Raw genomic sequence first — 13,573 nt, 5'->3', positions numbered from 1 at the left:
CAAACGCCGCGCCGCAAGGATTGCTCGTGGATCGAAGCGATAAACTGCGTGCCTATCTGGAGAAGACCGCGGCCTCCCTGGTCGAGGCGAAGGGCCGGATACGGGAGCTGGAAGCGCGCTCGCGCGAGCCGATCGCGATCGTGGCGATGGCGTGCCGGTTTCCGGGCGGCGTCGACAGCCCCGAGGAGCTCTGGGCCCTGCTCGACGAGGAGCGGGATGCGATCACGGAGGTGCCGCCGTCGCGATGGGACCTCGAGCGCTTCTACGATCCCGATCCGGACGCCGCGGGCAAGACCTACAGCCGCTGGGGCGGCTTCGTCGACGACCTGGACCGCTTCGACGCAGCGTTTTTCGGCATCAGCCCCCGCGAGGCCGCGAGCATCGACCCGCAGGAGCGCTGGCTCCTGGAGACCACGTGGGAGGTCTTCGAGCGGGCCGGGGTGCGCGCGGACTCGCTGGAAGGGACCCTGGGGGGCGTTTACATCGGCCTGTCCGGCTCGGAGTACCAGCTGGAGGCGCTGCACGATGCGGAGCGCATCGATGCCTATTCCCTGACCGGCGCCTCGCCGAGCACGACCGTGGGGCGCCTCGCCTACTGGCTCGGGCTGCGAGGCCCCGCGGTCGCCGTCGACACGGCGTGCAGCTCCTCGCTCGTCGCGGTGCACCTGGCCTGCCAGGCGCTGCGGAGCGGGGAGTGCGATTTTGCGCTGGCGGGCGGCGTCAACGCGCTCCTTTCGCCCGAGAGCTATGTCGCGTTCTGCCGGCTCAGGGCGCTGTCCCCCACCGGGCGGTGCCAGACCTTCTCCGCGAACGCGGACGGTTACGTGCGCGCGGAAGGGTGCGGGCTGCTGCTGCTCAAGCGCCTGTCGGACGCGCAGCGGGATGGCGACCGCGTCCTCGCGGTCATCCGCGGCAATGCCATCAACCAGGACGGTCGTAGCCAGGGGCTGACGGCGCCGAACGGGCTCGCCCAGGAGGACGTCATCCGCAAGGCGCTGTCGCTGGCCGCCGTCGAGCCGGCGACGGTCGATGTCGTCGAGTGCCACGGGACCGGCACGGCGCTCGGCGATCCGATAGAGGTCCAGGCGCTCGGGGCGGTGTACGGCCATGGGCGTTCCGGTGACAGGCCGCTCGTGATCGGCTCCGTGAAGACGAACCTCGGCCATACCGAGGCGGCGGCGGGCCTGGCCGGCGTCATCAAGGCCGTCCTTTCGCTGCAGCACGCGGTGGTCCCGCGCTCGTTGCACTTCGCCGCGCCGAGCCCCTACATCCCCTGGGATACGCTCCCCGTCCGTGTGGCCGCGCAGCGCGCCGCATGGGAGCGGCGCGAGCACCCGCGGCGCGTCGGGGTCTCGTCGTTCGGGATCAGCGGCACCAACGCGCACGTGCTCCTCGAGGAAGCGCCGGCAGGGCCGGAGGCGCCGGAGCCGGAGGCGTCACCGCGACCGGCGACGCTGCCGCTGCTCGTGTCGGGGCGGGATGAAGCGGCGCTCCGGGCGCAGGCAGGGCGGTGGGCGGCATGGCTCGCGGCGCACCCGGAGGCGCGCTGGACGGACGTGGCGCACACGGCCGCCGTACGGCGGACGCACCTGGAGGCGCGCGCGGCGGTGATCGCGACGAGCACCGCCGACGCGGCGGCGGCGCTCTCGGCCGTGGCCGCCGGGCAGCCGCACGGGGCGGTGTCGCAGGGCGAGGCGCGCGCGCGCGGCGAGGTCGTGTTCGTGTGCCCGGGGCAAGGCAGCCAGTGGCCGGCCATGGGGCGCGCGCTGCTGGCCGAGTCCGAGGTGTTCGCCGCCGCGGTCGCGGCCTGCGACGCGGCGTTCCACCCGCTCACCGGCTGGTCTTTGCTCTCGGTGCTCCGCGGGGAGCAGGGGGAGACGGTGCCGCCCGCGGACCGCGTGGACGTCGTGCAGCCGGCGCTGTTCGCGATGGCCGTGGGGCTGTCGGCGGTCTGGCGCGCGTGGGGCGTCGAGCCGTCCGCGGTGGTCGGCCACAGCCAGGGCGAGGTCGCCGCGGCGTACATCGCCGGGGCGCTGTCGCTCGAGGATGCGGCGCGGGTGGTCGCGCTGCGCAGCCGGCTCGTGCGTCGCCTCGCCGGCGCCGGGGCGATGGCCGTGATCGAGCGCCCGGTCGGCGAGGTGGAGCAGCGGATCGCGCGGTTCGCCGGCGCGCTGTCGGTGGCGGTGGTGAACACCCCGGGCTCGACGGTGGTGTCCGGGGACGCCGCCGCGGTCGAGCGCCTGCTGGCCGAGCTGGAGGCCGAGCACGTCTTCGCGCGGCGGGTCAAGGTCGACTACGCGTCGCACAGCGCGCACGTGGACGCGATCCTGCCGGAGCTCGAGGCCGCGCTGGCCTCGGTCGAGCCCCGCGCCTGCGAGATCCCGCTGTGCTCGACGGTGACGGGCGAGGTGCTCGCCGGCCCGGAGCTCGACGGGGGCTACTGGTGCCGCAACCTGCGCGAGCCGGTGCGGCTCGACCGGGCGCTCGCGCGGCTGATGGCGGACGGGCACGGGGTGTTCATCGAGCTCAGCGCGCATCCGGTGCTGGCCATCCCGCTGACGGCCGCGAGCGCCGAGCGCGGCGGCGTGGTGGTCGGCAGCCTGCAGCGCGGCGACGGCGGCCTGGGCCGGCTGATGTCCATGCTGAGCGCGCTGCACGTGCAGGGCCACCCCGTGAGCTGGCAGCGGGTGCTGGCGCCGTACGGCGGTGCGCTCGTGGATCTGCCGACGTACGCGTTCCAGCGGCAGCGCCACTGGCTCGAGCCGTCGCGGCACACGGCGGGGGCCGCCGGCAGCGCGACGCGTCGCGCCCCGATGTACCGGGTCGCGTGGGAGGAATCGGCGCTGGAGGAGGCGCCGTGGGCGCCCGAGGAGCACGTCGTGCTCGGCGGCGACGGAGCGCTGGCCGCTGCGCTGGGGGTGCGCGCGGCGGCCGGGATGCCGGAGCTGCTCGAGACGCTGGCCGGCGGCGCGGCCGCGCCGCGTCGGCTGATGGTGGACCTGACGGCGGGCGACGAGGGCGAGACCGTCGCGGCCGTGCACACCGCGGTGCGCGACGCGCTGGCGCTGGTGCAGGCATGGCTCGCGGCGCCCCGGCTCTCGGGCACCGAGCTGGTCGTGGTGACGCGCGGGGCGGTGGCGGCCGATCCGGACGAGGGCGTCGCGGCGCTGGGCCCCGCGGCGGTCTGGGGGCTGCTGCGCACGGCCCGCGTCGAGCACCCCGATCGCGCGGTGCGCGCGCTGGACCTGGGGCGCGAGCTGCCGGACGTGGCGCTCCTGCGGCGGGCGCTGGGGGCGGCGGAGGAGCCGGAGCTCGCCCTGCGCGCGGGCGGCGCGCGGGCGGCGCGCCTGCGCGCGGTCGACGGCGGCGCGGGCGCCACGGCGCCGGCGCTGGCCCCGCAGGGCACGGTGTGGATCACCGGTGGCACGGGGGAGCTGGGGCGGCAGGTCGCGCGGCACCTCGTGGCGGCGCACGGCGTGCGGCACCTCCTGCTGACCTCGCGGCGCGGGATGGACGCGCCCGACGCCGCCGCGCTGGTCGAGCAGCTGCGCGCCGACGGCGCCGAGACGGTCGAGGTCGTGGCGTGCGACGTCACGGACGGCGCGGCGCTTCGGGCAGCGGTCCAGTCGGTCGCCGCGGAGCGCCCGCTGACGGCCGTGGTGCACACCGCGGGGGTGCTGGCGGACGGGGTGCTCACGGGGCTCTCGGCGGAGCAGCTCGCGCGCGTGTTGACGCCGAAGGTCGACGGGACGTGCCATGTGTACGACGCCGCGCACGACCAGCCGCTCGTCGCCTTCGTGCTGTTCTCCTCGGTCGTCGGCACGCTGGGCAACGCGGGCCAGGCGAACTACGGGGCCGCCAATGCGTTCCTGGACGCGTTCGCGGCAGCGCTCCGCGCGCGCGGCGCGCCGGCGATGAGCCTCGCGTGGGGCTTCTGGGAGCAGGCCGGGCTCGGCATGACGGCGCACCTCGGCGCGGCCGATCTGGCGCGCCTCCGGCGGCAAGGCCTCGCGCCGCTGTCGGTCGCGGAGGGCCTGCGCCTGCTCGACCGGGCGCTCGCGCGCCCCGAGGCGGCGCTGGTGCCGGCGGCGCTCGACCTCCCCGCGCTCCAGCGCGCGACCGCGGACCTCGGGCGGGTGCCGCCGATGCTGCGAGGGCTGCTGCGCACGAGCCCCGAGCGCGCCGCGACGGCCGAGCCCCCCGGCGCCGGGCCGGCGGCGGCCTCCGCGCTGCGCGCGCGGCTCGCGCCGCTGCCCGAGGCCGAGCGGCAGGGCGCGCTGCTGGAGCTGGTGCGCGCCGAGGTGGCGGTCGTGCTGCGCCTCCCGGGGCCGGCGCAGGTCCCCGCGGACAGGCCGCTGAAGCAGCTCGGGCTCGACTCGCTCACGGCGGTCGAGCTGAGGAACCGCCTCAGCGCGCGCGCCCAGACGGCGCTGCCGACGACGCTCGCGTTCGATCATCCGACGCCGCGCGCGATCGCGGATCTGCTGCTGCGCCGGGCGTTCTCGGAGCCCGCGGCCGCGGGCGCGACGCGCGGCCACGCGCCGCGCGCCCAGGCGCACGACGAGCCGATCGCGATCGTGTCGATGGCGTGCCGCCTCCCGGGCGGCGTCGACAGCCCCGAGGCGCTGTGGCGGCTGCTGTCGGAGGGGCGCGACGCGATCGGGCCGCTCCCCGAGGGGCGCGGCTGGGACCTGGCGGGGCTGTACGATCCGGACCCGGACGCGCCGGGCAAGTCGGTCACCACCCGGGGCGGGTTCCTCCACGACGCCGACCGCTTCGATCCGACGTTCTTCGGCATCAGCCCGCGCGAGGCCGAGCGGATGGACCCGCAGCAGCGGCTCCTGCTCGAGTGCTCGTGGGAGGCGCTCGAGCGCGCGGGCGTCCCGCCTCACACGCTCGACGCGAGCGCCACCGGCGTCTTCGTCGGGCTCGCGCACAGCGATTACGGCGGGAGGCTCCTGCAGCAGCTCGACTCCTTCGACGGGCACGTCCTCACCGGCAACTTCCTCAGCGTGGGCTCGGGGCGCATCGCGTACACGCTGGGGCTCCGCGGCCCCGCGGTGACCGTGGACACGGCGTGCTCGTCGTCGCTCGTCTCGGTCCACCTCGCGTGCATGTCGCTCCGCGCGGGCGAGTGCGACCTGGCGCTCGCCGGCGGCGCGACCGTCATGGCCACGCCGATGATCCTCGTCGAGTTCAGCCGCCAGCGCGGCGCGGCGCTCGACGGTCGTTGCAAGGCGTTCGGCGCCGCGGCCGACGGCGCCGGCTGGTCCGAGGGCTGCGGGGTGCTGGTGCTCAAGCGGCTGTCGGACGCGCGGCGCGACGGCGACCGGGTGCTGGCGGTCCTCCGCGGCTCGGCCGTCAACCAGGACGGCCGCAGCCAGGGGCTCACCGCGCCCAACGGCCCGGCCCAGCAGGACGTCATCCACAAGGCCCTCGCCGCCGCCGGGCTCACCGCGGCGGACGTCGACGCGGTCGAGGCGCACGGCACCGGCACCCGCCTCGGCGACCCCATCGAGGCGCAGGCGCTGCTGGCGACCTACGGTGAGGCCCGCACCGCCGAGCAACCGCTCTGGCTCGGCTCGCTCAAGTCCAACATCGGCCACACGCAGGTCGCCGCCGGCGTGGCGGGGCTGATGAAGGTCGTCCTGGCGATGCAGCACGGGGAGCTCCCGAGGACGCTGCACGCCGACCCGCCCTCGCCGCACGTCGACTGGTCGCAGGGGCACGTCAAGCTCCTGAACCAGCCCGTGCCGTGGCCGCGCGCGGACCGGCCGCGCCGCGCGGCGGTCTCGTCGTTCGGCATCAGCGGCACCAACGCGCACGTGATCGTCGAGGAGGCGCCGCAGCCGGCGCCGATGGCGGACGAGGAGGCGCCGGAGGAGCTTCCGATCCTGCCGCTGCTCGTTTCGGGGGCCGACGAGGCGGCGCTGCGCGCGCAGGCCGGCCGGCTGGCCGAGCACCTGCGCGCTCATCCGGACCAGCGGCTGCTCGACGTCGCCGCCAGCCTGGCGACCACGCGCACGCACCTCGCCGCGCGGCTCGCGCTGCCCGTCCCGGCAGGGGCGCCCCGGGGGCCGTGGGTGGAGGAGCTGGAGGCGTTCGCCAGGGGGGGCGCGGCGCCGGCGCAGGCCTCGCAGACCTCCGCCGAGAGCAGCACGGGCAAGGTGGCGGTGCTGTTCACCGGCCAGGGCAGCCAGCGCGCCGGCATGGGGCGCGCGCTGTACGCGACCCACGGCGCGTTCCGCGCCGCGCTCGACGCCGCCTGCGCCGAGCTCGACCGACACCTCGACCGGCCGCTCCTGCGCGTCCTGTTCGCCGACGCCGGCTCCGACGACGCCGCCCTGCTCGACCAGACCGGCTGGGCCCAGCCCGCGCTCTTCGCCCTGGAAGTCGCCCTCTTCCGGCAGTGGGAGGCCTGGGGCCTGCGCCCCGAGCTGCTGCTCGGCCACAGCGTCGGCGAGCTCGCCGCCGCCCACGTCGCCGGCGTGCTCGACCTCCGCGACGCCTGCGCCCTGGTCGCCGCGCGCGGCCGGCTCATGCAGGCCCTGCCGAGCGGCGGCGCCATGGCCTCCGTCGAGGCCGCCGAGGACGAGCTGCGGCCGCTGCTCGACCAGCACCCGGGACGCCTCTCTCTCGCCGCCCTCAACGCCCCGCGCCAGTCGGTCGTCAGCGGCGACCAGGCCGCCGTCGAGCAGGTCTGCGACCACTTCAGCGCCCTCGGCCGCCGCACCAGGCGGCTCCACGTCAGCCACGCCTTCCACTCCCCGCTCATGGCGCCGATGCTCGACGCCTTCGCCTCCGTCGCCCGCGGCCTGACCTTCCACCCGCCCCGCCTGCCCCTCATCAGCAGCGTCACGGGCGCGCGCGCCACCGCCGAGGAGCTGACCTCGCCCGGCTACTGGGTGCGGCAGGTCCGCGAGACGGTGCGCTTCGCCGACGGCGTGCGCGCCCTGCTCGCCGCCGGCGCCTCCACCTACCTCGAGTGCGGCCCCCACGGCGTCCTCTGCGCCGCCGCCGCCGAGTGCCTCGCCCCCGAGGGCGCGCGCGACGCCGGCTTCCTCCCCAGCCTGCGCAAGGACCGCGACGAGGCCGAGGCGCTCATGCTCGCCGCCGGCGCGCTCCACGTCCGCGGCCACGCCCTCGACTGGCGCCGCCTCTTCGACCCCACCGGCGCGCGCCCCGTGGACCTGCCCACCTACGCCTTCCAGCGCCAGCGCTACTGGCTACAGGCCCCGCAGGCCCGGGGCGGCCTCGACGGCCTCGGCCTCACCCCCGCCAACCACCCCTGGCTCGGCGCTGCCGTGCGCCTCGCCGACCGCGATGGCCACGTCCTCAGCGGCCGCCTGTCCACCGTCGACCACCCCTGGGTCCTCGACCACGTCGTGCTCGGCACCGTCATCTTGCCGGGCACCGCCTTCGTCGAGCTCGCCTGCGCCGCCGCCGACGTGGTGGGGCTGTCCGGGGTAGCGGAGCTGGCCATCGAGGCGCCGCTCGTGCTGCCGGCGCGCGGGGCGGTGGCGCTGCAGGTCGCGATCGACGCTCCCGACGCGGCCGGGCGGCGCGGCATCGCGATCTACAGCCGCCCCGACGGCGCAGCCGACGCCCCCTGGACAGCGCACGCGCGCGGCGCGCTGGGCGCCGCGGCCCCCGACGCGGTCGCGGTGTGGGCCCAGGGCGCGTGGCCGCCGCCAGGAGCCGAGCCGGTCGACGTGACGCGGTGGCTCGAGATCGTGGACGCGTGGATCGGCCCGGCGTTCCGGGGCGTCGTGGCGCTGTGGCGCGCCGGACGGACGATCTACGCGGACGTGGCGTTGCCGGATGGCGTGGCGAGCACGGCGCACGATTTCGGGCTGCATCCGGCCTTGCTCGACGCGGCGCTCCGCGCGTTCCTGAGGGCGGAGCTCGGCGCCGCGCCGTCGCCCCGGGAGGGCACGGTGGTGCCGTTCGCGTGGTCGGACGTGGCGCTCGAGGCGCGCGGGGTAGCCGCGCTGCGGGTGCGCGTGGAGGTGCAGGACGACGGGGACGACGACGCGATCGCGGCGTCGATCGAGCTGGCCGACCGGCAAGGCCGCCTGGTCGCGCGGGTGGGAGCGCTCCAGATGCGGTGGACGACGGCCGAGCGGGTGCGCGCGGCCGCAGCCGCGGCGGAGCGCGATCTGTACCGCGTCGCATGGACGGATGTGGCGCTGGGCGACGCGGCGTTTGCGCCGGAGGAGCACGTCGTGCTGGGCGGCGACGGCGCGCTGGCGGCCGCGCTCGGCGTGCGCGCGGCGGCGGGGCTGCCCGAGCTGCTCGCGTCGCTGCCGGCCGGCGCCGCGGCGCCGCGCCGGCTGGTGATCGACGCGACCGCGGGCGCCGCGAGCGCGGCCGTCGAGGCCGTGCACGCCGCGAGCGCGGTCGTCGAGGCCGTGCACGCCGCGACGCGCGACGCGCTGGCCCTGGTGCAGGGGTGGCTCGCCGCGCCGCAGCTCTCGGCGACGGAGCTCGTGGTCGTGACGCGCGGCGCGACGGCGGTCTCGCCGGACGACGGCGCGGCGGCGCTGGGCCCTGCCGCGGTCTGGGGGCTCCTCCGCGCGACGCGCGTCGAGCACGCGGATCGCGCGGTCCGCATGCTCGACCTGGGCTCCGCGGCGCCGGACACGGCGCTCTTGCGCCGCGCGATCGCGGCGGGCGACGAGCCGGAGCTCGCGCTGCGCGCGAACGGAGCGCGGGCGCCGCGCCTCGACGCGGCGGGCGAGGCCGACGGAGAGCTGGCTCCGCCCGGCGGAGCGCGCGCCTTTCGCCTGTGCGTCCGGGAGAAGGGCTCGATCGACGCGCTTCACCTCGCGGACGCTCCCGACGCGCTGCGCCCGCTCGGGCCGGGCGAGGTGCGGCTCGCGGTCCGCGCTGCGGGGCTCAACTTCCGCGACGTCTTGAACGTCCTGGGGACGTACCGCGGCGAGGCGGGGCCCCTCGGCCTGGAGGGGGCCGGGGTGGTGCTGGAGGTGGGCGAGGGGGTCACCGCCCTTCGACCCGGCGACCGGGTGATGGGGTTGCTCCAGGCGGGCATGGCGACCCACGCGATCGTGGACGCCCGGCTGCTGGCGCGCATCCCGCGGGGGCTCTCCTTCGTGGAAGCGGCGACGATCCCGGCGGCCTTCCTCACCGCGCTGTATGGGCTGCGCGACCTCGGCGCGCTGAAGGCGGGGCAGCGCGTGCTGGTGCACGCCGCGGCCGGCGGCGTGGGCATGGCGGCGGTCCAGCTCGCGCGCCTCTGGGGAGCCGAGGTGTTCGCGACGGCGAGCGAGGGCAAATGGCCGACGCTGCGTCGCATGGGGCTCGACGAGGCCCATGTCGCCTCGTCGCGAACCCTCGATTTCAGGGGCGCCTTCCTCGCGGCGACCCACGGGCGCGGCGTCGACGTGGTGCTCGACGCGCTCGCGGGAGAGTTCGTCGACGCCTCGCTCGATCTGCTCCCGCGCGGCGGCCGGTTCGTGGAGATGGGCAAGAGCGATGTGCGGGACCCCGAGCGCATCGCGAAGGACCGCCCCGGGGTTCGCTACACGGCCTTCGATCTGCTCGACGCCGGGCCCGAGCATCTCCAGGAGATGCTGAGGGAGCTCGTCACGCTGTTCGAGGAGGGCGCCCTCGCGCCCCTCCCTTCCGTGGTACACGACCTGCGCCGCGCCCCGCGCGCGTTCCGCTCCATGGCCAACGCGCGCCACACGGGCAAGCTCGTGCTGGCGCCGCCGGCCGCGATCGATCCTGACGGCACGGCGCTGATCACGGGCGGCACGGGAGAGCTCGGTCGGCAGGTCGCGCGGCACCTCGTGGCGGCGCGCGGCGTGCGCCACCTGGTGCTGACGTCGCGGCGCGGGCCGGAGGCGCAGGAGGCGGCGTCGCTCGTCGCGGAGCTGCGCGCGGCGGGCGCCGCGACGGTGGAGGTCAAGGCGTGCGACGTGACGGACCGCGAGGCGCTCGCGGCCGTCGTGCGGGCGATCCCCGCGGCGCACCCGCTGACCGCGGTCGTGCACACGGCCGCCGTGCTGGACGACGGCGTCGTGGCGGGGCTCTCGACCGAGCAGCTCGCGCGCGTGCTGCGGCCCAAGGTCGACGGCGCCCTCCTGCTCCACGAGGTGACGGAGGACGCGCCGCTCGCGGCGTTCGTGCTCTTCTCGTCGATCGCCGGCACGCTGGGCAGCGCGGGGCAGGCGAGCTACGCCGCCGCGAACGCGTCCCTCGACGCGCTGGCGGCGGCGCTCCGCGCGCGCGGCGTGCCGGCGATGAGCCTCGCGTGGGGCTTCTGGGAGCGAGGCGGGATCGGGATGACCGCGCGCCTCGGCGCGGCCGACATGGCGCGGCTGAAGCGTCAGGGCATCGTGCCGATGACGGTCGCGCAGGGCCTCGGCCTGCTCGACCGCGCCCTCGATCGCCCGGACGCGGCGCTCGTGCCAGCCTCCCTGGACCTCTCGGCGATCCAGCGCGCGGCGAGCGACCCCCGGCAGGTGCCGCCCATGCTGCGCGGGCTGGTCCGCCTCGCGCCGCGGCCGGCGGCGGGGGCAGCGGACGGCAGGAGCCGTGAGGCCTCGACCCTGCGCCAGCGGCTCGCCGCGATGTCCGAGCCGGAGCGGCGGCAAGCGCTGCTGGATCTGGTCCGGACCGAAGCGGCCGCCGTCCTGGTGCTGCGCGGGCCGGATGCGGTCCCCGCCGACAAACCGCTCAGGGAGCTCGGGCTCGACTCGCTCACGGCGGTGGAGCTCAGAAATCGCCTCAGGATCCGGGCGCAGATCGAGCTGCCGTCGACCCTCGCCTTCGACTACCCGACGCCGAAGGCCGTCGCCGCGTACCTGGCGCAGGAGCTCGGCCTCCACGACGTCGTCACGGAGGGGCGTGAGCCGGGCTTGCGCTCCGACGACGAGATCAGGTCGGCCATCGCGAGCATCCGGATCTCGGCGCTACGCCAGGCAGGGCTGCTCGACAGCCTGCTCCGGCTCGCCGCGAGCGAGGCCGCCCCCGCGCCCGCCGACGCGGCGCCGGAGAGCGACGAGCTGATGCTGCAGCAGATCGGAGATGAGGAGCTGGCGCGGCTGGTCCTCGACCTCGCCGGAGGAGCGCAATGAAAGAAGAGATCTCCGCCCGTCACGCGCTCGAGAAGAGCGTCATCGAACTTCGCCGCCTCAAGCGAGAGGTCGATCGTCTCAAGGCGAGGTCGAGCGAGCCGATCGCGATCGTGTCGATGGCGTGCCGCCTCCCGGGCGGCGTCGACAGCCCCGAGGCGCTGTGGCAGCTCCTGTCGGAGGGGCGCGACGCGATCGGGCCGTTCCCCGAGGGGCGCGGCTGGGACACGGTGGGGCTCTACGACCCGGACCCGGACGCGCCCGGCAAGTCGGTCACCGCGCAGGGCGGGTTCCTCCACGACGCCGATCGCTTCGACCCGGCGTTCTTCGCCATCAGCCCGCGCGAGGCCGAGCGGATGGACCCGCAGCAGCGGCTCCTGCTCGAGTGCTCGTGGGAGGCGCTCGAGCGCGCGGGCGTCGCGCCCCACACGCTCGACGCGAGCGCCACCGGCGTCTTCGTCGGGCTGTCGGTCACGGACTACGGCGGGCGGCTGCTGCACGAGCCCGAGGCCCTCGACGGCTACATCGCCACCGGCACCCTGCCCAGCGTCGGCTCGGGGCGCATCGCGTACACGCTGGGGCTCCGCGGCCCCGCGGTGACCGTGGACACGGCGTGCTCGTCGTCGCTCGTCTCGGTCCACCTCGCGTGCATGTCGCTCCGCGCGGGCGAGTGCGACCTGGCGCTCGCCGGCGGCGCGACCGTCATGGCCACGCCGATGGCCTTCATCGAGTTCAGCCGCCAGCGCGGCACGGCGCTCGACGGTCGTTGCAAGGCGTTCGGCGCCGCGGCCGACGGCGCCGGCTGGTCCGAGGGCTGCGGGGTGCTGGTGCTCAAGCGGCTGTCGGACGCGCAGCGCGACGGCGACCGGGTGCTGGCGGTCCTCCGCGGCTCGGCCGTCAACCAGGACGGCCGCAGCCAGGGGCTCACCGCGCCCAACGGCCCGGCCCAGCAGGACGTCATCCAGAGGGCCCTCGCCGCCGCCGGGCTCACCGCGGCGGACGTCGACGCGGTCGAGGCGCACGGCACCGGCACCCGCCTCGGTGACCCCATCGAGGCGCAGGCGCTGCTGGCGACCTACGGCAAGGCCCGCACCGCCGAGCGGCCGCTCTGGCTCGGCTCGCTCAAGTCCAACATCGGCCACACGCAGGCCGCCGCGGGCGTCGCGGGCATCCTCAAGCTCGTGCTGGCGATGCAGCACGGGGAGCTCCCGAGGACGCTGCACGCCGACCCGCCCTCGCCGCACGTCGACTGGTCGCGAGGGCACGTCGAGCTCCTGAACGAGCCCGTGCCGTGGCCGCGCGCGGACCGGCCGCGGCGCGCGGCGGTCTCGTCGTTCGGCTTCAGCGGCACCAACGCGCACGTGATCGTCGAGGAGGCGCCGGCGCCCTCCGCCGAGGAGGCGAGCCGCGCGGCCCAGGCGCCCGCGGCCGCTCCTCCTTCGCCCCTGCCCCTCGTGGTCTCGGGGGCGGACGAGGCGGCCCTGCGCGCGCAGGCGGGGCGATGGGCGGCGTGGCTCGAGGCGCACCCGGAGGCGGGCTGGGCGGACGTGGTGACCACCGCGGCGGCGCGGCGGACGCACCTGGGCGCGCGCGCGGCGGTGACCGCGGCGGACGCGACCGGCGCCGTCGCGGCGCTGACGGCGCTCTCGCGCGGGGAGCCGCACGCCGCGCTGGTCGTGGGCGAGGCGCGGCCGCGGGGGAAGGTCGTCTTCGTGTTCCCGGGCCAGGGCAGCCAGTGGCCGGCCATGGGGCGGGCGCTGCTCTCGCAGTCGGAGGTGTTCGCCGCGGCGGTCACGGCGTGCGACGCGGCGCTGCGGCCGTTCACCGGCTGGTCGGTGCTCGCGGTGCTGCGCGGCGAGCCGGGCGCGGAGGCGCCGCCGCTGGAGCGCGTCGACGTCGTGCAGCCGGCGCTGTTCGCGATGGCGGTGGGGCTCGCCGCGGTGTGGCGCGCGTGGGGCCTCGAGCCCTCGGCGGTGGTGGGCCACAGCCAGGGAGAGGTCCCGGCGGCGTACGTCGCGGGGGCGCTGTCGCTCGAGGACGCGGCGCGCATCGTGGCGGTGCGCAGCCGGCTGGTGCGCCGGGTGTCCGGGGCCGGCGCGATGGCCGTGATCGAGCGCCCGGTGGGCGAGGTCGAGCAGCGGATCGCGCGGTTCGCCGGCGCCCTGTCGGTCGCGGCGGTCAACACGCCGCGCTCGACGGTGGTGTCCGGGGACGCCGAGGCGGTCGATCGCTTGCTGGCGGAGCTCGAGGCCGAGCAGGTCTTCGCGCGGAAGGTCAACGTCGACTACGCGTCGCACAGCCGGCACGTCGATGGGCTGCTGCCGGAGCTCCAGGACAGCCTCGGCGCGGTGCGGCCGCGCGAGGGCACGATCCCGATCTACTCGACGGTGACCGGGGCGGTGCTGACGGGCGCGGAGCTCGACGCCGCCTACTGGTGCCGCAACCTGCGCGAGCCGGTCCGGCTGGACCGGGCG

The 13,573-nt window shown here is 76.8% G+C and carries 2 protein-coding genes (1 of these 2 only partly in view); both read left to right on the top strand.

Features of this window, described 5'->3' with window-relative positions; all coding sequences use genetic code 11:
- Nucleotides 1-26 precede the first annotated feature (26 nt).
- A complete protein-coding gene (locus WMF31_RS02300) occupies nucleotides 27-11,102 on the top strand; it encodes an SDR family NAD(P)-dependent oxidoreductase (RefSeq protein ID WP_436600367.1) in 11,076 nt (3,691 codons plus the stop codon).
- Nucleotides 11,099-13,573, top strand: the start of a protein-coding gene (locus tag WMF31_RS02295; protein ID WP_436600366.1) for a type I polyketide synthase. 8,496 nt of this gene lie beyond the right edge of the window; only the first 2,475 of its 10,971 coding nucleotides appear in the window; the start codon lies at nucleotides 11,099-11,101; its stop codon lies off the right edge, out of view. The genes WMF31_RS02300 and WMF31_RS02295 overlap by 4 nt, the downstream gene beginning before the upstream one ends.

The organism is Sorangium sp. So ce1036 (assembly GCF_051369805.1).
GTDB classification, from domain to species: Bacteria; Myxococcota_A; Polyangia; order Polyangiales; family Polyangiaceae; genus Sorangium; species Sorangium cellulosum_F.
Note: the sequence above shows the minus strand (reverse complement) of the source record. Positions and strands in the feature narration are given on the sequence as shown.